Raw genomic sequence first — 21,780 nt, 5'->3', positions numbered from 1 at the left:
GATTCCGACCATGACCTTTTCCGCAAGCGCGCCCGAGCGCGCCCCGCTGGTCCGCGTGCACGGCGTGCGCAAGAGCTACGACAAGGGCGGGGCGACGCCGCTGGTGGTGCTGGACGATGTCGACCTGACCCTGCATTCGGGCCAGATCGTCGGCCTGCTCGGACGCTCCGGCTCCGGCAAGTCCACGCTGTTGCGCGCCATCGCCGGGTTGCTGCAGCCCAGCGCCGGCAGCATCGTGTTCCGCGATGCCACCCCGGCCCAGGCGATCGACGACATCGCGATGGTGTTCCAGAGCTTCGCGCTGTTCCCGTGGCTGACCGTGCTGCAGAACGTGGAGGTCGGCCTGGAGGCGCGCGGCGTGGCCGCCGACGAACGCCGCCGGCGGGCGCTGGCGGCGATCGACCTGATCGGCCTGGACGGTTACGAGGGCGCCTATCCGAAGGAGCTGTCCGGCGGCATGCGCCAGCGCGTCGGCCTGGCCCGCGCGCTGGTGGTGCGGCCGAAACTGCTGTTGATGGACGAGCCGTTCTCGGCGCTGGACGTGCTGACCGCCGAGACCCTGCGCACCGACCTGCTCGACCTGTGGTCGGAAGGGCGCATGCCGATCGAGTCGATCCTGATGGTCACCCACAACATCGAGGAGGCGGTGCTGATGTGCGACCGCATCGTCATCTTCGGCGCCAATCCGGGCCGGGTGATCGGCGAGATCCAGGTCACCCTGCCGCAGCCGCGCAACCGCCTGGCGCCGGCGTTCCGCGCCCTGGTCGACGACATCTACGCGCGCATGACCGCCAGCCCGCAGCGGCCGCAGGCGCGCGAAGGCGTGTTCCCCGGTAGCGGCATCGCCATGGTGCTGCCGCGGGTGTCGACCAACCTGCTGGCCGGCCTGGTCGAAGCGGTGGCGGCCGAGCCGTACCACGGCCGCGCCGACCTGCCGCCGCTGGCCGCCAGCCTGCAGCTGGAAGTGGACGAACTGTTCCCGATCGCCGAAACCCTGCAGCTGCTGCGCTTCGCCGTGTTCGAACAGGGCGACCTGCAGCTGACCCCGGCCGGCCAGCGCTTCGCCGAACTGGGCACCGATGCGCGCAAGCAGATGTTCGCCCAGCACCTGGCCACCTACGTGCCGCTGGCCGCGCACATCCGCCGCGTGCTCGACGAACGTCCGACCCACCACGCTCCGGCGCGGCGCTTCCGCGACGAACTGGAAGACCACATGTCCGAGGACTATGCGGCGGAAACCGTGCAGGCGGTGATCAGCTGGGCGCGCTACGCCGAGTACTTCGCCTACGACAAGCAGGCGGACCTGTTCTCGCTGGAGAACCCGAGCTAGCCGCTTCGCCATCGAACCGCAGTCAACGCAACGGGCCGCCGCAGGATTGGCGGCGCCCACGCATCGCGCACGGCGACGAGGCCGACGGATCAGCGGCCGTGGCGATGTCGCGATGCGCTGGCGGCGGAGTGCGGCATCCGCAGGCACGGACCGTAGCGACCGCGCACACCGGTTCAGTCGTGGTCGCAGAGCGCCGCGCAGCCCGACAGCGGCTGCGGCGTGCCGGCCGCGGCGATGGCGGTTCCGCTCAGGCCCATGTCCCAGGCCAGGCCGGCCCAGACCAGGTCGGCGATGCTGTCGCCGTGTATGGCCTGGCCACGCCCGCCGAGCATCCGCCGCAGTTCGTGCTGCGCCAGCATTTCCAGCTGCCGCAGTGCGCTACCCGGCTGGCGCCGCGCCGCGCCGGGCCTGGCGCCGCCGTCCACCCTGGCGCCCGCCGTCGGGGGCGCGTGGACGGGGAGGGCGTCGTGCGCGGTGCTCAGGTCGTCGCAGGACATGGCCTCGACTCGGGACTGGGACGGGAAGGGCATCGGCTCGGACAGGCGGGGAAGGGCAGAGACGACAAGCCCCGGACAGGGCCGGGGACTGGTCGCTTCATGGTGCGGCAGGGAACATGATGCCGGTCAGAACAGTTCGACGGTGCCGGCGCCCATGCTCTGCTGCGCCACCGGCTTGTGCGGCGGACGTTCCCACTCCACGCGCATCTCGCGCAGGCGGGTGCCGACCCGTTGCAGCGCATCGACCAGTTCGCTGTCGAACACGCCGCCGTTGCGATGCAGCAGTTCCTGCAGGGCCACGGCCTCGCGGTTGATCGCGGTCAGGCGGTCCAGGTGGGTATGCACGCCCCCCAGGGCCTGGGTCGCGATGTCCTCGAACTGCAGGGCGCGTACCGCTTCGGCGACGCTGCTGTCGATGGCGCGGCCGCATTCGGAGATCTCGCGCATGCCTTCGCCCAGCGAATTGTTGATCGCCGCCACGTTGTCCAGCATCGACGCGGCCTCGGCGCGCGCCTCGCGGGAGCGGTCCATGTCGCGCGAGGCCATGTGCGAGACCGTCTCGCGGACCTTGGCGATGGCGTCCTTGGAGCTGTGCGCCAGCTTGCGGATCTGCTCGTTGAAGGTGGTCGAGCGCTCGGACAGGTTGCGCACCTCGTCGGCGACCACCGCAAAGCCGCGGCCCGCCTCGCCGGCACGTGCCGCCTCGATCGCCGCGTTCAACGCCAGCAGATTGGTCTGGTCGGCGATCGACTTGACGTCCTCCAGCAAGGCGAAGATGCCGTCCAGGTGCTGCGACATGTCGTCGATGTAATGCACCGTGGCGCTGCTCTGGCCGCTGACCTGTTCCAGCGCCTCGACCAATTGCTCCATGCGCTGGCTGGCATGCTGGGCGAAGCGGGCCACGTCGACCCCGGCACCGCCGTCGTCGCCGGCGCGGTCCACGATGCGGGCCAGCGCCACGCTCTGCTGCCGCGACTTGCGGTTCATCGCCTCGAAGCTGCCGCCCAGGCCGCTGACCGCCTGGCGGATCAGTTCGCGGGCCCGTTCGATCTCGCTGCGCGAGCCGTCGATCTCGTTGCCGACGAAGCTGCGCAGCTCGGTCAGCAGCTGATCCTGCTCGCGCATGACCTTGGACTGCTGCGGCGAGCGCCGGCTCTGGCTATAGGCTGTCCAGGCGGCGAAGCCCAGCCAACTCAACGTCATCGTGGTGAGGATGGCCCAACGGACCGGGGCCGGCCAGTCGAAACCGGCGGCGATGGGGAACAGCAGCGTCAGGGCGAGCGGAGCAGCCAGACGGATCAGGAGGCGTGAGTACATGGACGTTCTCGGCAGATTCACGATTGCTGTATCGGCCGTACCCCCTCGGTCTTTAGGCGCGAGGTGGCGCCGATCGCATCCATGCGCCGAAACGTGCCCTGCATCGCGGCACGGCGCCAGGCCGCGCCGCCGCCGCCCGGTTCAACGCAGCGCGCGGTCCACCGCCTCGAGCATGCGCCGCTTGGCCAGCAGGAAATCCCACAGGCTGCCGCCCATCTGCCGCCACAGCACCGCCGAGCGCACCGCCGCCAGCAGCAGCGCGCGGATCTCCGCCACCACCCCGGCCTGGCCCAGGTAGTGCGGGTTGCCCTGCACCATGACCCGCGGGCGCAGGTGGCTGATGGTATCGGCATACAGCTGGCCCAGCGCGCCGATCAGCTCCGGATGCGCGCTGTCGGCGTGCTCGGCCAGCCTCGGCGCGATCCGGGCGATGCCGGCGGTGACCTTGGCGCTGGTCTCGGTGTCGCGCACGAAGCGCCGCTCCAGTTGCAGCACCGCCAGCGCCAGCCGCGGCAGCGCCTCGTCCTGGCCCTGGTTGCGGAAATAGTTGTGCAGCAGGCGCAGCCCGGGCGCGACGTCGCCGACCCGACCATAGACCGCCTCCGGCGTGTCGGCATCGGTGCGGAACACGCTGTCCAGCAGGGTCCGCACCAGCGACGCCTCGGACTGCCCGGTCTCGGCGATGCGCCGCACCTGCTGCAGGGCCTGGGCGACGCCGGCCAGCGCCAGCACGCGCGCGTCCATGGAATCGGTCATCGGGTGGTTTCCTCGTGGAGATCGGTGCGCTGCGCCAAACGGCGTTGCAGCGGGGCATCGGTGGTGGCGATCACGGCGCCGCCCAGGCACTCGTCGCCCTGGTACAGCACCAGCGACTGGCCAGGGGTCACGGCGCGCTGCGGGCGGGCGAAGCGCACCGCCAGGGTGCCGTCGTCGCCGACCTCGACCGTGCACGGCTCGTCGGCCTGGCGGTAGCGGGTCTGCGCGGTGCAGTCGAAGCGCCGCGCCGGCGCCGACCCGGCGATCCAGTGCGCGGCTTCGGACTGCAGCTGGGTGGACATCAGATGCGGGCTGTCGCGATCCTGGTCCACGTACAGCACGTTGCGCGCCACGTCCTTGCCGACCACGTACCACGGCGCTGCCGCGCGGCCGCGCACGCCGCCGATGTTCAGGCCCTCGCGCTGGCCCAGGGTGAAGTAGAACACCCCCGGGTGCTCGGCCACGACCTGGTCCTGCGGGTCGCGGATCTCGCCACGCCGGGCCGGCAGGTAGCGGCCGAGGAATTCGCGGAAGTCGCGCTCGCCGATGAAGCAGATGCCGGTGGAGTCCTTCTTGGCGTGGGTCGGCAGGCCGGCCTCGCGGGCGATGCGCCGCACCTGTTCCTTGGGCAGCTCGCCGACCGGGAACAGGGTCGCGGCCAGCTGCGCCTGGCCCAGCTGGTGCAGGAAATAGCTCTGGTCCTTGTTGCGGTCCACCCCGCGCAGCAGCCGCCAGCGGCCGTCGGCGAACGCCACCCGGGCGTAGTGGCCGGTCGCGATGCGCTCGGCGCCCAGTTCGCGCGCCGCATCCAGGAAATGCTTGAACTTGACCTCGCGGTTGCACAGCACGTCCGGGTTCGGGGTGCGCCCGGCGGCGTACTCGGCCAGGAAGTGGGCGAACACGCCTTGCCAGTATTCCTGCGAGAAATCGCGGAAGTGGAACGGCATGCCGAGCAGGCCGCACACCGCCACCGCGTCGCGGCGGTCGTCCTCGGCGCGGCACCCGGTCGCTTTCGGCGTCCTGCCTTCAGCGACACTTGCGCTGTCCTGCGCTTCGCCGCTGCCGTCGTCGGCCCAGTTCTGCATGAACAGGCCGGCCACGTCCGCGCCTTGCCGCACCAGCTGCCAGGCCGCCACCGATGAATCGACCCCGCCGGAGACGCCGACCATGATCCGCGCGCCGTTCATGCCAGCTGCCGCACCAGGTCCAGCGGATAGCGCTTGCCGGCGAGGAAATCGGCGGCCACCTGCCACACCAGCGGGCTGCGCCAGCGCGGCGCGGCGGCCTGCAGCTCGGCCGGGGTCATCCACAGCGCACGCACGATGCCGTCGTCCAACGGCCGCTGCGGGTCGTGCGCCACCGGCTCGGCGGCGAAGGCGAAGCGCAGGTAGTGGCGGCCGTTGTCGGCCTTCCACTGGTAGGCGCCGATGAACGCGGTCAGCCGCACCTGCCAGCCGGTTTCCTCCAGCGTCTCGCGCAGCGCCGCCTGCAGCAGGCTCTCGTCCGGCTCCAGGTGCCCGGCCGGCTGGTTCAGCACCAGCGCGCCGGCGATGGACTCCTCCACCTGCAGCAGGCGCCCGTCGCGCACCACCACCGTGGCCACGGTCACGTCGGGCTGCCAGGGGCCGGGGGCCAGCGCCATCAGAACGCGTCCTTGCCGGCGTTGAGTTCGGCGTCCATCGCGTCGGCGCCGCGCGCCGCCGCCTCCAGCGCCTCGCGCAGCGCGGTGTCGTCGGCATCGGCGGCGACCTTGATCACGAACACCGCGGTGCCGCCCTGGCGCACCCAGCCGCCGAGGATGTCGGCCTGTGCGTCTTCCAGCAGGCGGTTGGCGATCGCGGCAGGCAGGGTGTCGCCCTTGGCCTGGTAGGCGGGCGACCAGATCTCGCGGATCCGGTGGCTGCCGAAGCTCTCCACCGGCGAGCGCACGTAGATCAGCTGCTGGCGCTCGCGGCCCTGTTCGCGCAGGCCGAACAGCAACTGGTAGTCGCCGTCGGCATCGGCCTGGACGTCGTAGCCCATTGCCTGCAAGCGCTTGCCCAGCGCCTGGTCCGGCGCGGCGGCGGCCGGCACCGAGGCGGCCAGGAGCGCGACGAGCAGGGCGGCCGTGCGGAAATTCGTCGAATGCATGCGTTGCGCCATCAAAGAAGGGGAATTGTGCGGGCAGGATCGGCGATCGTCCAATCCTGGCCGACAGCCGCCGTATATAATCGGCGCATGCCTCGCAAGAATTCTTCAGACCACGACCACGGCGTAATGGTGGAGACCGGCAAGCCGGAAGTCGCCCGCCCGCCGATGTACCAAGTGCTGTTGCTGAACGACGACTACACCCCGATGGACTTCGTGGTGACCGTGTTGCAGCAATTTTTCTCGCTGGACCTGGAGAAGGCCACGCAGGTGATGCTGCACGTGCATACCCGCGGCCGCGGCGTCTGCGGGGTGTACACCCGCGAAGTGGCTGAATCCAAGGTGGCTCAGGTCAACGAGTTTTCGCGGATGAACCAGCATCCCCTGTTGTGCACGATGGAAAAAGCCTGATATTGGTAAGCGTCGGTCACCGGTTTGCCCGGACTAACGCGGTCTGAACACACTGATCCGATAGGGTTGTGGAAATTCGCAACTCCAGCCGCATATTGTTGGCAACAGACGTCGGAGTGAACCATGTTCAGCAAAGATCTCGAGCAAACCATCGGCCAGTGCTACAAGCGCGCCCGGGAAGCCCGTCACGAGTTCATGACGGTCGAACACCTGTTGTTGGCATTGCTCGACAACCCTTCTGCGCAGGCGGTGCTGAAGGCGTGCGGTGCCGATACCGAGCGCCTGCGCGGCGAGTTGGAACAGGCCATCGAAGCCTCGGTGTCGCGCCTGGCCGAAGACGACGGCCGCGACACGCAACCCACCCTGGGCTTCCAGCGGGTGCTGCAGCGCGCGGTCTACCACGTGCAGTCCTCGGGCAAGAAGGAAGTCACCGGCGCCAACGTGCTGGTCGCGATCTTCGGCGAAAAGGACTCGCATGCGGTGTATTTCCTGAATCAGCAGGACATCACCCGCCTGGATATCGTCAACTACCTGTCGCATGGCATTGCCAAGCTCGGCGAGGAGGGCGAAAGCCCGGCGCCGTCCGACGGCGAAGCCAAGGGCGAGGCGGCCGAGGGCGAGCCCAAGGGCGACGCGCTGGCCGAATACGCCAGCAACCTGAACGAACAGGCGCGCAACGGCCGCATCGACCCGCTGGTCGGCCGTGCCGACGAGATCGAGCGCACCATCCAGGTGCTGTGCCGGCGGCGCAAGAACAATCCGCTGTACGTGGGCGAGGCCGGCGTCGGCAAGACCGCGATCGCCGAGGGCCTGGCCAAGCGCATCGTCGAGGGCAGCGTGCCGGAGGTCTTGGCCGACGCGGTCATCTACTCGCTGGACCTGGGTGCGCTGGTCGCCGGCACCAAGTACCGCGGCGATTTCGAGAAGCGCCTGAAGGGCGTGCTCACCTCGCTGAAGAAGGTGCCCAACGCGGTGCTGTTCATCGACGAGATCCACACCATCATCGGCGCCGGCTCGGCGTCCGGCGGCACCATGGACGCCTCCAACCTGATCAAGCCGGCGCTGGCCTCTGGCGATCTGCGCTGCATCGGCTCGACCACGTTCCAGGAATACCGCGGCATCTTCGAGAAGGACCGCGCGCTGGCGCGGCGCTTCCAGAAGATCGACATCGTCGAGCCGACCGTGGGCGAGACCTTCGAGATCCTGCAGGGGCTCAAGCCCAAGTACGAGGCGCACCATGGCGTGACCTACGCCGACGATGCGCTGCAGGCGGCGGTGGACCTGTCGGTCAAGCACATCGGCGACCGCCTGCTGCCGGACAAGGCGATCGACGTGATGGACGAGGCCGGCGCGCGCCAGCGCCTGCTGCCGCAGGGCGTGCGCAAGGAACTGATCGACATCGAGGAGATCGAAACCATCGTCGCCAAGATGGCGCGGATCCCGGCCAAGCAGGTCAGCGCCACCGACAAGGACGTGCTGCAGCACCTGGAGCGCAACCTGAAGATGGTGATCTTCGGCCAGGATCCGGCGATCGAGACGCTGGCCTCGTCGATCAAGCTGGCGCGTTCGGGCTTGGCCAATCCGGAAAAGCCGATCGGCAACTTCCTGTTCGCCGGCCCCACCGGCGTCGGCAAGACCGAGGTGACCAAACAGCTGGCGCTGCAGCTGGGCATCGAGCTGGTGCGCTTCGACATGTCCGAATACATGGAGCCGCATTCGATCAGCCGCCTGATCGGTGCGCCCCCGGGCTATGTCGGCTTCGACCAGGGCGGCCTGCTGACCGAGAAGATCGTCAAGACCCCGCACTGCGTGCTGCTGCTGGACGAGGTCGAGAAGGCGCATCCGGACATCTTCAACATCCTGTTGCAGGTCATGGACCGCGGTGTGCTGACCGATACCAACGGGCGCGAGGCCAACTTCAAGAACGTGATCCTGGTGATGACCACCAATGCCGGCGCCACCCAGGCCTCGCGGCGCTCGATCGGCTTCACCAAGCAGGACCATTCCACCGACGCGATGGAAACCATCCGCCGCAGCTTCACCCCGGAATTCCGCAACCGCCTGGACGCGGTGGTGCAGTTCCAGCCGCTGGCGTTCAGCCACATCCTGCGCGTGGTCGACAAGTTCATCATCGAACTGGAGATGCTGCTGCAGGAGAAGCACGTGTCGCTGTCGGCCACCCCGACCGCGCGCGACTGGCTGGCCCAGCACGGCTTCGACCCGCTGATGGGCGCGCGGCCGATGGCGCGGGTGATCCAGGACAAGGTCAAGCGCCCGCTGGCGGACGAGCTGCTGTTCGGCAAGCTGGTCGGCGGCGGCCGCGTCACCATCGACGTGCGCGACGGCGAGCTGGTGGTGGATACCCAGGCCGAGCCGGAGCGCCTGCTGCCGGCGACCGTGGAGTGATGGCGCGCTAGAACGCCAGGCACGACGAAAGGCGGCTGCAGACCCTGCAGCCGCCTTGCGATGTCACCGATGAGAGACGAGAAGGCGGCCGATGGCCGCCTTTCTTACGACCGCTGCGGGGCGGTCACTTCATGCGGTAGGTGATACGACCCTTGGTCAGGTCGTACGGGGTCATCTCGACCTTCACCCGGTCGCCGGTCAGGATGCGGATGTAGTTCTTGCGCATGCGTCCGGAGATGTGGGCGATGATCTCGTGCCCGTTTTCCAGCTTGACCCGGAAGGTGGTATTGGGCAACGTCTCGCTGACGGTGCCTTCGAATTCGATGGAGTCGTCTTTCGACATGTAATCCTGTGCGATTTCGCGTGCGGCCAAAGGCCTTAAGAGCGGGGATTTTACTCGTCTCGGCCGCAGCATGCAAAGTTTGCGTTAATGCCGCTCAGGGCGAGGCCAGTTCCGCGGCCGCCAGCGCGCCGAAATGCGGCGTCCACGGGCCGGCCGGGGCAGGCTTGGCCACCAGCGTGGCGACCGCGTCGAGGAAGGCGGCGCGCGGCCAGCGCTGCGCGCCGAGGCTCAGCAGGTGGTCGTTCTCGACCTGGGCGTCGATCAGCGGCCAGCCCCAGCCGTGCAGGCGCCTGGCCAACGCGGCCAGCGCCACCTTGGAGCCGCCGCTGCGCGCGCTGAACATGCTTTCGCCGAAGAACATGCGTCCGCACGCCACGCCGTAGATGCCGCCGACCAGTGCCTCGCCGTCGAATACCTCCACCGAGTGCGCGTGCCCGGCGCGATGCAGGGCGACGTAGGCGGCGGTCATCTCGGCGGTGATCCAGGTGCCGTCCTGGCCGCGGCGCGGTGCCTGCGCGCAGGCGGCGATCACCTGCGCGAATGCGGTGTCGGCGCGCACCCGCCACGGCGAATGGCGCAGCGAACGGCGGAAGCGCGAGGACAGCCGCACCCCGTCGCTGCGGAACACGGTGCGTGGATCCGGGCTCCACCACAGGATCGGATCGCCGTCCGAGTACCACGGGAAGATGCCGTGCGCGTAGGCATTGAGCAGGCGCGTCGGGGTCAGGTCGCCGCCGATCGCGAGCAATCCCTCCGGTTCGCGCAGCGCGCTGGTCGCGGGCGGGAACGGGGCGGCCGGATCGGCGGCAAGCAGGGCAGGGAGACGGCGCATCGGCGCAGCGTAGCCGATCGGGCGGCGGCTCAGTCCTGGCGGAACGGCGAGTGCCGCAGCAGGGTCGCCGCATGCTGGCGCACCGCTGCGGTTTCTTCCGCGCACCAGTTGGCCAGCGGCGCGCGGAAGCCGGGGTCGGCGATCCAGTGGCGGCTGCGCACCAGCCGCGGCAGGAAGCCGCGGGCGATCTTGTGCTCGCCCTGCGCGCCGGGCTCGAAGCGGGTCAGGCCTTCGCGCAGGCAGTAGTCGATGCCCTGGTAGTAGCAGGTCTCGAAGTGCAGGCCGGGCAGGGTGTCGCCGCCCCAGTAGCGGCCGTACAAGGTGTCGCCACCGCGCAGGCACAGCGCTCCGGCCACCGGCGTTTCATCCAGAATGGCTAGGAATATCAGGAGATTACGCGGCATTTCTCGCGCAAGATGCGAGAAAAACTCCAGCGTCAGCGCCGGCGAATTGCCGTAGTCGTCGAAGGTGCGCAGGTAGAACGCGTACATCGCCTGCAGGTCGGCCGCGCTGGCTTCGTCGCCGTGCACGACGCGGAAGCCGATGCCGGCGCGCTGCACCTTGGCCCGCTCCTGGCGGATGTTCTTGCGCCGCTTGTGGTCCATCGCCGCCAGGTAGGCGTCGAACTCGGCCCAGCCGGCGTCGTTGTGCCACTGGTACTGCACGTCGCTGCGCGCCAGCCAATCGTCGCCGAACGCGGCGTCCTCGTCGGCGCTGTGGAAGTTCACGTGCGCCGAGGACAGGCCGCTGGCCTGGGTCAACGCCTGCATCGCGGCCAGCAGCGCCTGGCGTCCGGTCGTATCGCGTGCCAGCAGGCGCGGTCCGGTCACCGGCGAGTACGGCACCGCGCACAGCCATTTCGGGAAGTAGTCCTGGCCGTAGCGCGCATAGGCATGCGCCCAGGCATGGTCGAACACGAATTCGCCGTGCGAGTTGGTCTTCAGGTAGCCGGGCGCGGCGGCGACCAGCGCGTCGCCGTCCCACAGGGTCAGGTGCAGCGGATTCCAGCCCCAGTCCGGGCGCAGGCAGCCATGCCGTTCCAGGCCGGCCAGGAAGGCGTGCGCGACGAACGGGTTGCGGCCGTCGTGCAGGGCGTCCCAGTCGGCGGCGGCGACCTCGTCGAGCCGGTGCAGCCAGCGCACGCGACTCATGTCCGCGCTCGCTTGCGTGTGGCGGGCGACATCGATGGACGCGTGGGCGCCGGCTCAGGCACCCTTGTCCAGATAGCGCTCGGCATCCAGCGCGGCCATGCAGCCGAAGCCGGCCGAGGTGATCGCCTGGCGGTAGTGCTGGTCGGCGACGTCGCCGGCGGCGAACACGCCCGGCACCGAGGTCTCGGTGGCCGCGCCGCCCAGGCCGGAGCGGATCTCCAGGTAGCCGTTGTTCATCGCCAGCTGGCCGTCGAACAGCTGCGTGTTCGGGTGGTGGCCGATGGCCACGAAGAAGCCATGCGCTTCGATCTCGCGGGTGCTGCCGTCCTGGGTGGACTTGACCCGCACCCCGGTGACGCCGGCCTCGTTGCCCAGCACTTCGTCGATGGCGTGGTGCCAGACGGTCTCGATCTTGCCCGCCGCGACCTTGGCGAACAGCTTGTCCTGCATGATCTTCTCGGCGCGCAAGGTGTCGCGGCGGTGCACCAGGTAGACCTTGCGGGCGATGTTGGACAGGTACAGCGCTTCTTCCACCGCGGTGTTGCCGCCGCCGACCACGACCACGTCCTGGTCCTTGTAGAAGAAGCCGTCGCAGGTGGCGCAGGCGGACACGCCGCGGCCCTTGAACGCTTCTTCCGAGGGGATGCCCAGGTACTTGGCGGTGGCGCCGGTGGCGATGACCAGCGCGTCGCAGGTGTACTCGGCGTTGTCGCCGCTGAGCCTGAACGGGCGTTGCGACAGGTCGGCGGTGTGGATGTGGTCGAAGATCACCTCGGTGTCGAAGCGCTCGGCATGCGCCTGCATCCGCGCCATCAGGTCGGGTCCCTGCAGGCCGTGGGCGTCGCCGGGCCAGTTGTCGACCTCGGTGGTGGTCATCAGCTGGCCGCCCTGCTGCAGGCCGGTGATGACCAGCGGCTTGAGATTGGCGCGCGCGGCGTAGACCGCGGCGGTCCAGCCGGCCGGGCCCGACCCCAGGATCAGCAGGCGCGAATGCTTGGCGGAATTGGCGGCAGAAGAGCTCATGTATACTCGCGAACAGATGGAAATGGCGGCGGATTCGCGGCATTGCGCGGCTTCCGGCATAGTCGCATAGAGTGGCGGCCGGCCTGGGAGGAATCAAGCCGCGTGGCGAGAACGCTGCGGCCTGCGGCCAGCGCGCCGCCTTGCGCCCGCCGCGTGTCCATGCCGCCGCGTCGCGGCGGGGGAGAGGGCGCTGGACGATTCGGGCTTCGCCTGCCGATCCGGTGCCGACTGCTGAAATGCCGATCCGATTCGTTTATTATCAATCACTAACGGTGTATTTCTAAGGTCTGGTCATAGCGTGGCGAAGCAGGTTCCGGAACGCGGCAAATCCCAGGGCGCCAACGCAGCCGCACGCAAGCAGGCCGCCGCGGCCAATCCGCGCCGGCAGAAGCTGTGGCGCGACCTGGCGCTGATCGCGATCGCGCCGCTGCTGCTGTATCTGCTGGCCAGCCTGGCCACACATTCGAATAGCGACCCGGCATGGACCCACACGGGCAGCGTGGTTGCGCCCGTCCACAACATGGGCGGCAAGTTCGGCGCCATCGCTTCAGACGTGCTGCTACAGTTTTTCGGCTACGTCGCATTCATGTTGCCAGTGGTGCTTGGCTCGATTGCCTGGATCGCCTTGCTAGGCGAGCGTGAGGATCAATCCGAGAGCGATCTGGGCCCAGCGCTGCGACTGGTGGGCATGGTTGGCCTGCTGATTTCGGCAGCCGGCTTCTTGCACCTGCGCTTGTTCGCTGGCGAGGTGGCCGAGGCGGGTGGCATCCTCGGCAAGATCGTCAGCGGATCGCTCAGCGCTGGTTTTGGCGCACTTGGTGCCAATCTCTTTGTGATCGTGCTGCTGCTGGTATCGATCACCCTGGCCACCGGCCTGTCCTGGTTCGCGGTGATGGAGCGCATCGGCCGCGCGGTGATGACCCTGCCGACGCTGGCCCGGCGCGGCAGCCAGCAGGCCAACGAATGGCAGCAGACCCGCGCCATGCGCGAGGAACGCGAGGAAGTGCGCAAGGTCGATGCGGTGCAGCGCGCCAAGCGCGAACCGGTCAAGATCGAGCCGCCGCCGGCGCCGGTGGTGGAGAAGAGCGAGCGGGCCAAGCGCGAGCAGCAGATCCCGCTGTTCCACGGCACCGGCGGCGACCAGTCCGGCATCCCGCCGCTGGCCCTGCTCGACGATCCCAAGCCGCAGACCAAGGGCTATTCCGAGGAAACCCTGGAGACCCTGTCGCGGCAGATCGAGTTCAAGCTCAAGGACTTCCGCATCGAGGCGCAGGTGGTCGGTGCCTATCCGGGCCCGGTGATCACCCGCTTCGAGATCGAGCCGGCGCCGGGCGTCAAGGTCAGCCAGATCAGTTCGCTGGACAAGGACATCGCGCGCGGCCTGTCGGTGAAGTCGGTGCGCGTGGTCGACGTGATCCCGGGCAAGTCGGTGGTCGGCCTGGAGATCCCCAACGTCAGCCGCGAGATGATCTATCTCAGCGAGCTGCTGCGCTCCAAGGAATACGACAAGTCGGCCAGTCCGCTGACCCTGGCGCTGGGCAAGGACATCGCCGGCCGCCCGACCGTGGCCGACCTGGCGCGCATGCCGCACCTGCTGGTCGCCGGCACCACCGGCTCGGGCAAGTCGGTGGCGGTCAACGCGATGGTGCTGAGCCTGCTGTACAAGGCCTCGGCCAAGGAACTGCGGATGCTGATGATCGACCCGAAGATGCTCGAGCTGAGCGTCTACCAGGGCATCCCGCACCTGCTGGCGCCGGTGGTCACCGACATGAAGGAGGCCGCCAACGGCCTGCGCTGGTGCGTGGCGGAGATGGAACGCCGCTACAAGCTGATGAGCACGGTCGGGGTGCGCAACCTGGCCGGCTTCAACAAGAAGGTCAAGGACGCGCAGGACGCCGGGCAGCCGATGATGGACCCGCTGTTCAAGCCCAACCCGGACCTGGCCGAGGCGCCGCGGCCGCTGGACACGCTGCCGTTCATCGTCATCTTCATCGACGAATTCGCCGACATGATGATGATCGTCGGCAAGAAGGTCGAAGAACTGATCGCGCGCCTGGCGCAGAAGGCGCGCGCGGCCGGCATCCACCTGATCCTGGCCACCCAGCGCCCGTCGGTGGACGTGATCACCGGCCTGATCAAGGCCAACATCCCGACCCGCATCGCCTTCCAGGTCAGTTCCAAGATCGATTCGCGCACCATCCTCGACCAGTCCGGCGCCGAAACCCTGCTCGGCCACGGCGACATGCTGTACCTGCCGCCGGGCACGGCGATGCCCGACCGCGTGCACGGCGCCTTCGTCAGCGACGAGGAAGTGCACCGCGTGGTCGAGCACCTCAAGGCCAGCGGCCCGGCCGACTACATCGAGGGCGTGCTCGACGAAGTGCAGACCATGGGCGATGGCACCGTGGTCGGCGCCACCGGCCTGCCGGAGAGCAGCGGCGGCGGCGGGGACGAATCCGACCCGCTGTACGACGAGGCCCTGCGCATCGTCACCGAGACCCGCCGCGCGTCGATCTCCGGCGTGCAGCGGCGGCTGAAGATCGGCTACAACCGCGCCGCGCGGCTGATCGAGGCGATGGAGGCGGCCGGCGTGGTCAGCCCGCCCGAACACAACGGCGACCGCAGCGTGCTGGCGCCGCCGCCGCCGAAGTGAGGCGCGCGACGCGGCCCGCATCCCGGTTCCCGGCCATCGGAACCGCCCGGCGCAACAGCGCATGCGATGCTGGCGGCCGTTTCCGCCCGCTGCCGTTGCCGATGTCCCGAACCGCCTGCACCGTGCGCCTGTTGCTGTGCGCCGTCCTTGCCGTGGCCGGATCCGCTGCCGCCGCGCAGCCGCCAGCCGCCGCCGCGGCGGCCAGCCCGGCTGCGGCCACGCCCGAAGTCGCCAACAACTACAGCTACGTGCGCTACCGCGCCGACTACGAGGTGCGCGACGACGCCAGCAGCGTGGAGACCGATGAGGTCGAGCTGCTGCTGAAGACCAAGGCCGGCGTGGACAAGTTCAGCCAGGTGCGGCTGAGCTACAGCGAGAAGCTGGAGACGCTGGAGGTGCTGGCCGCCTATGCGATCACCCCGGACGGGCTGCGCCACGACGTGCCGGCCGACAAGATCTACACCCAGGAAAGCTATTCCAGCGCCTCGGCGGCGATGTACGCCGACCGCAAGGTCAAGGTGGTGGTGTTCCCCAACCTGATGCCGGGCACGCGGCTGGTGTACCGGGTGCGCCGCACCCAGACCGTACCGTACTTCCCCGGCTACTTCAGCCTGTGGGAGACCTTCAGCGTGTTCTCCCAGTACGACGACGCCACGGTGACCCTGGTTGCGCCGCGGCGCATGCCGATGCACCTGTCCACGCGCGGCGTGGACGGCGCCGACACGCCGAAGATCGACGGCGCGCAGGCGCGCTGGGAATGGCGCTACCAGCGCCGCGAGCCGATGAAGAGCCAGAACTGGGCGGCGGCGACCTGGGAGTTCAGCCCGACCATCATGGCCAGCAGCTTCCGCCGCTGGTCGCAGATGGGCCAGGCCTACCAGCGCAGCAGCGGCGCCGCCGCGCAGGTCACGCCCAAGGTGCGCGCCCGCGCCGAGCAGATCACTGCCGGCATCGGCGAGCGCCGCGCACAGGCCGCGGCGCTTTACGAGTGGGTGGCGCGCAACATCCGCTACGTGGCGGTGTACCTGGGCAACGGCGGGCTGGAGCCGAACAGCGCCGACAGCATCCTCGACAACCACTACGGCGACTGCAAGGACCACACCGTGGTGCTGGAGGCGCTGCTGGCGGCCAAGGGCATCGCCAGCACGCCGGTGCTGATCGGCGCCGAAGGCGGGCCGACCCTGCCCGAGGTGCCGGTGCTCGGCCGCTTCAACCACGCCATCACCTATCTGCCCGAGTTCAAGCTGTACGTGGACTCGACCAATCCCTACGCGCGCTTCGGCCAGCTGCCGGCCGGCGATCTCGGCGTGCCGGTGCTGCACACCGTCGACGGCAGCGTGGCGCGGACCCCGCCCAACGACGCGCGGGTGAACCTGTACCAGGCCGAGGCCGACTACCGCTTCGCGGCCGACGGCAGCCTGAGCGGTACGACCAGGCTGGACAGTGGCCAGATCGGCGAGATCGGCCTGCGCACCATGTTCGTGCAGCTCAATGCGCAGAACCGCACCCGCATCGAGGAATCGATCCTGGCCGCGTCCGGCTTCGACGGCAGCGGCGAACTGGCGCTGCAGGGCGCACCGCAGGATCTGAGCCGGCCGTTCGGCTACGCCTATAAATTTCACGCCAGCGATTACGTCGACTTCGGCGTGGTCGGCGGCATGACCCTGCCGCAGATGCCCGGCGCCGATTCGGTGCGCGGGGTCTATGCGACCACCTCGGCCGAGCGCAACCTGACCCCGTTCTACTGCAACGACAACGCCCGCAGCGAGACCTACCGGCTGACCTTTCCGGACAGCGTGCCGATCATCGCCATCCCCGCCGACACCCGCTTCCGCAACGCCGCCGGCGAATACGCCGCGACCTGGGTGCGCGACGGGCAGACCGTGGTCGCCACGCACACGCTGCACCGGCGCGCGGTGCACGGCCCGCAGGCGCTGTGCCAGCCGCAGGACTACGCCGCGTTCCGCGAGCTGTACCAGCAGGTGCGGCGCGGCTTCCGCGGCCAGATCCTGTACGGCGACCTCGGCCGCATGCAGACCGGGCACTGAGCGCCTCACCGTCTGATCGCCTATTCAGCTTGTTCGCGGCACACTTCCCACACTCCATCCGGAACTCCATCCGCATGCTTCGCACACTCCGCTATACCGTCCTCGCCAGCGCGCTGCTGGCCGGCAGCGCCTTCGCCGGCGCGCGCGACGACCTCAACACCTTCACCCGCGGGCTCAAGGGCCTGGACGGCCAGTTCGCGCAGAAGGTCTACGACGGCAAGGGCGCGCTGAAGGAAACCGCCAGCGGCCGCGTCGCGCTGTCGGCGCCGCGCCTGTTCCGCTGGGAATACCGCAAGCCCTATACGCAGCTGATCGTCGCCGACGGCGCCAAGGTCTGGGTCTACGATCCGGACCTGAAGCAGGCCACCGTGCGCACCCAGGGCGCCGAGGAGCAGAACAGCCCGCTGACCGCGCTGATCGACCCGGGCAAGCTGGACCGCCAGTACGACGTCAGCGAGGAAGCGGTGGCGCGCGACGGCCTGCAGTGGCTGTCGATGACGCCCAAGGTGGACACCGAGGCCAGCTTCCAGATCGCCAAGCTCGGCTTCGACGGTAACGGCCTGGCGCGGATGGAGGTGGTGGATGCGGTCGGCCAGCGCACCGAGATCAGCTTCAGCGGCTGGCAGCGCAACCCGGCCTTCGCCGCCGGCACCTTTCGCTACGTGCCGGACAAGGACGTGGACGTGGTCGGCGACCGCTGAGGCGCGAGCCGAGGCATGCTCGTCAGCATGTGAACACAGGCGGCGAGCAGCGCCACCGAACCCGTCCATCCGCCGGCGACGATCTCCACCGGCATCGCCGCCGCGGCCGGCACGACCGCCGCCCAGGTCCGGCACGCGTTGCGCCCATCGCGTTCGCCGAGCAAGCCGTAACCGTCGGTGACAGCGTCCGGTGCGTTGCGGCGGCGCTCGCAGGGCAGGGCGGCGCCGGCCCGCAACGCGCGGCCTGCACGCGCCGGCGATAGAATGCGCAGGTGGCCAAACGCAGACTCCTCGCCCCCGATACCCCCGACCTGCTGAGCGTCGATCGCGAGGCGATGCGCCCGCTGGCCGAGCGCATGCGCCCGCGCACGCTGGACGAAATGGTCGGGCAGAAACGCCTGCTGGCCCCGGCCAGCGCACTGCGCCGCGCGGTCGAGTCCGGGCGCGTGCATTCGATGATCCTGTGGGGACCGCCGGGCTGCGGCAAGACCACCCTGGCGCTGCTGCTGGCGCACTATGCCGAGGCCGAGTTCAAGGCGATCTCGGCGGTGCTGTCGGGCCTGCCGGAGGTGCGGCTGGTGCTGGCCGAGGCCGCGCAGCGCTTCGCCGACGGGCGCCGCACGGTGTTGTTCGTGGACGAGGTGCACCGTTTCAACAAGGCGCAGCAGGACGCGTTCCTGCCGCACATCGAGCGCGGCACCATCCTGTTCGTCGGCGCCACCACCGAGAACCCGTCGTTCGAGCTGAACTCGGCGCTGCTGTCGCGCTGCCGCGTGCACGTGCTGGAATCGGTGTCGCCGCAGGACATCGTCGAGGCGCTGCAGCGGGCGCTGCACGACAGCGAGCGCGGCCTGGGCGAGGACGCGATCCAGGTATCGGACGCGGCGTTGCTGGAGATCGCCAGCGCCGCCGACGGCGACGTGCGGCGCGCGCTGACCCTGCTGGAGATCGCCGCCGAGCTGGCCCAGGGCGAGGACGGCGAGATCACCCCGCAGACCCTGCTGCAGGTGCTGGCCGACCGCACCCGCCGCTTCGACAAGGGCGGCGAGCAGTTCTACGACCAGATCTCGGCGCTGCACAAGTCGGTGCGCAGCTCCAACCCGGATGCGGCGCTGTACTGGCTCACGCGCATGCTCGACGGCGGCTGCGATCCGGCCTACCTGGCGCGGCGCCTGACCCGCATGGCGATCGAGGACATCGGCCTGGCCGATCCGCGCGCCCAGCAGATGGCGCTGGAAGCCTGGGACATCTACGAGCGGCTGGGCAGCCCGGAAGGCGAACTGGCCTTCGCGCAACTGGTGCTGTACCTGGCCAGCACCGCCAAGTCCAACGCCGGCTACGCCGCCTTCAACCAGGCCAAGGCCGAAGTCCGCGAGAGCGGCACCCAGGACGTGCCGCTGCACCTGCGCAACGCGCCGACCAAGCTGATGAAGACCCTCGGCTACGGCGAGCACTACCAGTACGACCACGATGCCGAAGGCGGCATCGCCCTGGACCAGACCGGGTTTCCGGATGCGATGGGCGAGCGCGTGTACTACCGGCCGGTGGAGCGCGGCCTGGAGATCAAGCTCAAGGACAAGCTCGACCGGCTGCGCGCCGCGCGCGAGCAGGCGCGGGCGGACAAGGGCAAGCCGACGCGGTGACCGGCGGCGCGGCAGGCGACATGCCTGCGCGCCGTTTTCCCGCAGCGGCGACGCCGACGATGCGGTTGCATCGCCACGCGCCTGGATCGCCGGCCGAATCGAAGGGCAGGGCATATCGGGGCGCGGCTGGACAGGCGACTGGCCGCGTTCCATAATTCGTCTACAGGAGATGGCGTTCCTCCTTCAACCACTGCCCCCACGGCGCAGTTGATGACGCCTACAGACACCTGACCACGGTCGGGGCTGTAGGCGCATGCGTCCGCACCCCTTGCTGTCGGTCAGCCCGATCCCTTCGAGCAGACAAGACCGATGCGCACATTCCGCCGACCCGAACAACTCGAACTGTTGCCTTATCTGGGCAAGTGGCTGCTGATCGCCAGCGTGGTTGGCCTGCTTGCAGGCACCGCCTCCGCGTTCTTCCTGGTGTCCCTCGATCGCGCCACGGCCTGGCGCGAAGCGCATCGCTGGGTCATCTGGCTGCTGCCCGCAGCCGGGTTCGGCGTCGGCCTGGTCTACCACCTGTTGGGCAGGAGCGTGGATGGCGGCAACAACCTGATCATCGACGAGATCCACGACCCCAGGAAGGTCGTGCCCTTGCGCATGGTGCCGCTGGTGCTGGGCGCAACGGTGGTGTCCCATCTGTTCGGCGCATCGGTCGGCCGCGAGGGAACCGCCGTGCAGATGGGCGGGGCGCTGGCCGACCAGCTCACGCACGTGTTGCGCATGCAGCGTCAGGACCGGCGCGTCCTGTTGATGGCCGGCATCAGCGCCGGATTCGCCTCGGTGTTCGGAACGCCATTGGCCGGCGCCGTGTTCGGGCTGGAAGTGCTCGCGATCGGACGCATGCGCTACGACGCGCTGTTCCCGTGCATCGTCGCTGCGATCGTCGCCGACCAGGCGTGCCTGGCGTGGGGCGTGCATCACACGCACTATGCGGTGGGTCGGGTCGTGCCGGTCGGCGTGTCGAGCGTGCTGGCGGTGGTCGCCGCGGGGATCGTGTTCGGCCTGGTCGGCATGCTGTTCGCCACCGCCACGCACCGGCTCGGCGCGCTGGTCAGACGTTGCATCGGTTATGCGCCGCTGCGGCCGGCCGTCGGCGGCAGCGTGGTCGCCACCGCGGTGTGGGCGCTCGATGCCTACCGCTACATCGGCCTGGGCATCCCCGACATCGTGCGTTCCTTCCAGCAGCCGATGGCGCCATGGGATTTCTTCGGCAAGCTGGCGTTTACCGTGGCCTCGCTGGGCACCGGCTTCAAGGGCGGGGAAGTCACGCCGCTGTTCTACATCGGCGCGACCCTCGGCAACGCATTGGCGCCGCTGCTGCACCTGCCGTTCCCGCTGCTGGCCGGGATCGGCTTCGTCGCCGTGTTCTCCGGCGCCGCCAATACGCCGATCGCCACGACGCTGCTGGCCATGGAGCTGTTCGGCGCCGACATCGGCCCGCTGGCGGCGATCGGTTGCGTCACGGCCTACCTGTTCTCCGGCCACACCGGCATCTACCACGCCCAGCGCGTGGGCCATGGCAAGCATCGCAGCCACGGGCACGCCGTTCCAGAAGCCTTGCGCATCGCCGAACTGGCGCAGTTCCGCACGCAGCAGAACCGGCAGGACGGACAACCACCGCCGACACCGCAGGACGGCAGCGCGCCCGCAAGCGCGAGCGAGGAGGGCAACCAGTGAGCCAGGACACCCAGCGCCACATTGCCGCGCTGCGGCTCTATTTCCCGATCTCCAGCAAAGCCGGTGCCACGCGTTTGTGGCACCGCCTGACGGCGCCGGCGCTCGCCGACCATCTGCTGGCGGTCGCCAGGAAGGCAGGTATCGCGCAGGCCGTGTTGCACCAGGTCAGTCACGGCTACCTGCCCGGGCAACGGCTGTCGCATCACCACCCCGAGCTGACCGGCATGCGGCATCCGCAATGCCTGGAGTCGCTGGACACCGGGCAGCGCCTGCGCGACTTCGCGCTCGTGCATGCCGACGAGCTGCGCAAGGTGCATGCTGTGCTCTTCCTGTGCGAGTTGCCTCTTGCGCACAATGCCCCCCAGCACGCGGCGTATGCCGGCAAGGCTCCCCCTTCATGACCAGTCTCCACACGATTCTCGCGATCGGCATCGGCGCGATGCTCGGCGCCTTGCTGCGGTACGCCTTGAGCCTGAGCATGAATGCGTTCGTGCCGTACATCCCCATGGGCACGCTGGCGTCGAACCTGATCGCGGCCTACATCGTCGGCGCCGGCATCGCGTTCTTCGGCGCGATGCCGACTCTGTCGCCGGCCTGGCGCCTGTTCGTCATCACCGGCCTGGCCGGCGGATTGTCGACCTTCTCGACCTTCTCCGCCGAGCTGCTGCTGCTGTTGCGCGACGGCCGCCTGGGGTGGTCGGCCGGCATGCTGGCGCTGCACGTCGGCGGTTCGTTGCTGATGACCCTGCTGGGCATGGCCACCATTTCCCTGGCCCGCGAAACCTGAGCGAGGACGCTGCAATGAAGGGCTGTCAACTCAGCTTCTTCACCGGACAGGATCGCCAGCAGCCGCACCCCGGTC

The 21,780-nt window shown here is 69.2% G+C and carries 20 protein-coding genes and 1 riboswitch; of the genes, 10 read left to right on the top strand and 10 right to left on the bottom strand.

Annotated elements, in window-relative coordinates; genetic code table 11:
• Window positions 1–10: 10 nt before the first annotated feature.
• A complete protein-coding gene (locus NRY95_11495) occupies window positions 11–1,330 on the top strand; it encodes a nitrate/sulfonate/bicarbonate ABC transporter ATP-binding protein (GenBank protein UYC14383.1) in 1,320 nt (439 codons plus the stop codon).
• A gap of 173 nt (window positions 1,331–1,503) precedes the next feature.
• On the opposite strand, the gene NRY95_11490 is transcribed toward NRY95_11495, so the two are convergent.
• The 6 genes from NRY95_11490 to NRY95_11465 form a co-directional block, all read right to left on the bottom strand.
• On the bottom strand, window positions 1,504–1,827 hold the full coding sequence (locus NRY95_11490; protein ID UYC14382.1) for a hypothetical protein: 324 nt from the start codon (window positions 1,825–1,827) through the stop codon (window positions 1,504–1,506).
• Between the two features lie 126 nt (window positions 1,828–1,953).
• The gene (locus NRY95_11485; GenBank protein UYC14381.1) at window positions 1,954–3,144 is read right to left on the bottom strand and encodes a methyl-accepting chemotaxis protein; all 1,191 of its coding nucleotides are present in this window, start codon (window positions 3,142–3,144) and stop codon (window positions 1,954–1,956) included.
• A gap of 141 nt (window positions 3,145–3,285) precedes the next feature.
• Entirely contained in the window at window positions 3,286–3,900 is a 615-nt protein-coding gene (gene hflD / locus NRY95_11480; protein UYC14380.1) for a high frequency lysogenization protein HflD, read from the bottom strand.
• Window positions 3,897–5,087, bottom strand: a complete 1,191-nt coding sequence (gene mnmA / locus NRY95_11475; GenBank protein UYC14379.1) for a tRNA 2-thiouridine(34) synthase MnmA — start codon at window positions 5,085–5,087, stop codon at window positions 3,897–3,899. The genes hflD and mnmA overlap by 4 nt, the downstream gene beginning before the upstream one ends.
• The gene (locus NRY95_11470) at window positions 5,084–5,542 is read right to left on the bottom strand and encodes an NUDIX hydrolase (protein ID UYC14378.1); all 459 of its coding nucleotides are present in this window, start codon (window positions 5,540–5,542) and stop codon (window positions 5,084–5,086) included. Before NRY95_11470 ends, mnmA begins: the two co-directional genes overlap by 4 nt.
• Window positions 5,542–6,042 (bottom strand): hypothetical protein, encoded by a 501-nt coding sequence (locus NRY95_11465; protein UYC14377.1) that lies wholly within the window; start codon window positions 6,040–6,042, stop codon window positions 5,542–5,544. Before NRY95_11465 ends, NRY95_11470 begins: the two co-directional genes overlap by 1 nt.
• A 75-nt stretch (window positions 6,043–6,117) precedes the next feature.
• Between NRY95_11465 and clpS the strand changes: the two genes are divergently transcribed.
• Window positions 6,118–6,438 carry an ATP-dependent Clp protease adapter ClpS gene (gene clpS, locus NRY95_11460; GenBank protein ID UYC14376.1) on the top strand — a complete coding sequence of 107 codons (321 nt, stop codon included), beginning with the start codon at window positions 6,118–6,120 and terminating at the stop codon, window positions 6,436–6,438.
• 123 nt (window positions 6,439–6,561) lie between these two features.
• The gene (gene clpA, locus NRY95_11455) at window positions 6,562–8,844 is read left to right on the top strand and encodes an ATP-dependent Clp protease ATP-binding subunit ClpA (protein ID UYC14375.1); all 2,283 of its coding nucleotides are present in this window, start codon (window positions 6,562–6,564) and stop codon (window positions 8,842–8,844) included.
• Between the two features lie 124 nt (window positions 8,845–8,968).
• Here clpA and infA read toward each other — a convergent pair whose 3' ends face one another.
• From infA to trxB, 4 genes are all read right to left on the bottom strand, one after another.
• Window positions 8,969–9,187, bottom strand: a complete 219-nt coding sequence (gene infA, locus NRY95_11450) for a translation initiation factor IF-1 (GenBank protein ID UYC14374.1) — start codon at window positions 9,185–9,187, stop codon at window positions 8,969–8,971.
• Window positions 9,188–9,281: 94 nt separating this feature from the next.
• Entirely contained in the window at window positions 9,282–10,019 is a 738-nt protein-coding gene (gene aat, locus NRY95_11445) for a leucyl/phenylalanyl-tRNA--protein transferase (GenBank protein ID UYC14373.1), read from the bottom strand.
• A gap of 29 nt (window positions 10,020–10,048) precedes the next feature.
• Complete coding sequence (locus NRY95_11440; protein UYC14372.1) at window positions 10,049–11,170, bottom strand: GNAT family N-acetyltransferase; 1,122 nt, start codon at window positions 11,168–11,170, stop codon at window positions 10,049–10,051.
• A gap of 54 nt (window positions 11,171–11,224) precedes the next feature.
• Window positions 11,225–12,193: a thioredoxin-disulfide reductase gene (gene trxB, locus NRY95_11435; GenBank protein UYC14371.1), complete on the bottom strand. Its 969-nt coding sequence runs from the start codon at window positions 12,191–12,193 to the stop codon at window positions 11,225–11,227.
• A gap of 298 nt (window positions 12,194–12,491) precedes the next feature.
• Between trxB and NRY95_11430 the strand changes: the two genes are divergently transcribed.
• The 7 genes from NRY95_11430 (at window position 12,492) to crcB (ending at window position 21,705) form a co-directional block, all read left to right on the top strand.
• A complete protein-coding gene (locus NRY95_11430) occupies window positions 12,492–14,846 on the top strand; it encodes a DNA translocase FtsK 4TM domain-containing protein (protein ID UYC14370.1) in 2,355 nt (784 codons plus the stop codon).
• A gap of 101 nt (window positions 14,847–14,947) precedes the next feature.
• Window positions 14,948–16,894 (top strand): DUF3857 domain-containing transglutaminase family protein, encoded by a 1,947-nt coding sequence (locus NRY95_11425; protein UYC14369.1) that lies wholly within the window; start codon window positions 14,948–14,950, stop codon window positions 16,892–16,894.
• A 74-nt stretch (window positions 16,895–16,968) separates the two neighbouring features.
• Complete coding sequence (gene lolA / locus NRY95_11420) at window positions 16,969–17,595, top strand: outer membrane lipoprotein chaperone LolA (protein ID UYC14368.1); 627 nt, start codon at window positions 16,969–16,971, stop codon at window positions 17,593–17,595.
• Between the two features lie 335 nt (window positions 17,596–17,930).
• Window positions 17,931–19,238, top strand: coding sequence for a replication-associated recombination protein A (locus NRY95_11415; GenBank protein ID UYC18568.1), 1,308 nt, complete (start codon window positions 17,931–17,933; stop codon window positions 19,236–19,238).
• A 156-nt stretch (window positions 19,239–19,394) separates the two neighbouring features.
• Window positions 19,395–19,465: riboswitch (Fluoride riboswitch) on the top strand.
• An 82-nt stretch (window positions 19,466–19,547) separates the two neighbouring features.
• On the top strand, window positions 19,548–20,918 hold the full coding sequence (locus tag NRY95_11410; GenBank protein ID UYC14367.1) for a voltage-gated chloride channel family protein: 1,371 nt from the start codon (window positions 19,548–19,550) through the stop codon (window positions 20,916–20,918).
• Complete coding sequence (locus NRY95_11405) at window positions 20,915–21,319, top strand: hypothetical protein (protein ID UYC14366.1); 405 nt, start codon at window positions 20,915–20,917, stop codon at window positions 21,317–21,319. The genes NRY95_11410 and NRY95_11405 overlap by 4 nt, the downstream gene beginning before the upstream one ends.
• Window positions 21,316–21,705: a fluoride efflux transporter CrcB gene (gene crcB / locus NRY95_11400; GenBank protein UYC14365.1), complete on the top strand. Its 390-nt coding sequence runs from the start codon at window positions 21,316–21,318 to the stop codon at window positions 21,703–21,705. Before NRY95_11405 ends, crcB begins: the two co-directional genes overlap by 4 nt.
• The last annotated feature ends 75 nt before the right edge of the window (window positions 21,706–21,780 follow it).

The organism is Xanthomonas campestris pv. phormiicola, from assembly GCA_025666215.1.
GTDB classification, from domain to species: domain Bacteria; phylum Pseudomonadota; class Gammaproteobacteria; order Xanthomonadales; family Xanthomonadaceae; genus Xanthomonas_A; species Xanthomonas_A campestris_A.
This window is presented reverse-complemented; position numbering and strand designations above follow the sequence as displayed.

Excerpts from the sequence above, each read along its gene's own strand:
- infA (UYC14374.1), bottom strand. The coding sequence starts at position 9,187 with ATGTCGAAAGACGACTCCATCGAATTCGAAGGCACCGTCAGCGAGACG.
- clpS (UYC14376.1), top strand. The coding sequence starts at position 6,118 with ATGCCTCGCAAGAATTCTTCAGACCACGACCACGGCGTAATGGTGGAG.
- hflD (UYC14380.1), bottom strand. The coding sequence starts at position 3,900 with ATGACCGATTCCATGGACGCGCGCGTGCTGGCGCTGGCCGGCGTCGCC.
- NRY95_11415 (UYC18568.1), top strand. The coding sequence starts at position 17,931 with ATGCGCCCGCTGGCCGAGCGCATGCGCCCGCGCACGCTGGACGAAATG.
- crcB (UYC14365.1), top strand. The coding sequence starts at position 21,316 with ATGACCAGTCTCCACACGATTCTCGCGATCGGCATCGGCGCGATGCTC.
- NRY95_11440 (UYC14372.1), bottom strand. The coding sequence starts at position 11,170 with ATGAGTCGCGTGCGCTGGCTGCACCGGCTCGACGAGGTCGCCGCCGCC.
- NRY95_11495 (UYC14383.1), top strand. The coding sequence starts at position 11 with ATGACCTTTTCCGCAAGCGCGCCCGAGCGCGCCCCGCTGGTCCGCGTG.
- NRY95_11470 (UYC14378.1), bottom strand. The coding sequence starts at position 5,542 with ATGGCGCTGGCCCCCGGCCCCTGGCAGCCCGACGTGACCGTGGCCACG.
- NRY95_11410 (UYC14367.1), top strand. The coding sequence starts at position 19,548 with ATGCGCACATTCCGCCGACCCGAACAACTCGAACTGTTGCCTTATCTG.
- mnmA (UYC14379.1), bottom strand. The coding sequence starts at position 5,087 with ATGAACGGCGCGCGGATCATGGTCGGCGTCTCCGGCGGGGTCGATTCA.
- NRY95_11465 (UYC14377.1), bottom strand. The coding sequence starts at position 6,042 with ATGGCGCAACGCATGCATTCGACGAATTTCCGCACGGCCGCCCTGCTC.
- NRY95_11425 (UYC14369.1), top strand. The coding sequence starts at position 14,948 with ATGTCCCGAACCGCCTGCACCGTGCGCCTGTTGCTGTGCGCCGTCCTT.
- NRY95_11490 (UYC14382.1), bottom strand. The coding sequence starts at position 1,827 with ATGTCCTGCGACGACCTGAGCACCGCGCACGACGCCCTCCCCGTCCAC.
- NRY95_11485 (UYC14381.1), bottom strand. The coding sequence starts at position 3,144 with ATGTACTCACGCCTCCTGATCCGTCTGGCTGCTCCGCTCGCCCTGACG.
- aat (UYC14373.1), bottom strand. The coding sequence starts at position 10,019 with ATGCGCCGTCTCCCTGCCCTGCTTGCCGCCGATCCGGCCGCCCCGTTC.
- clpA (UYC14375.1), top strand. The coding sequence starts at position 6,562 with ATGTTCAGCAAAGATCTCGAGCAAACCATCGGCCAGTGCTACAAGCGC.
- trxB (UYC14371.1), bottom strand. The coding sequence starts at position 12,193 with ATGAGCTCTTCTGCCGCCAATTCCGCCAAGCATTCGCGCCTGCTGATC.
- lolA (UYC14368.1), top strand. The coding sequence starts at position 16,969 with ATGCTTCGCACACTCCGCTATACCGTCCTCGCCAGCGCGCTGCTGGCC.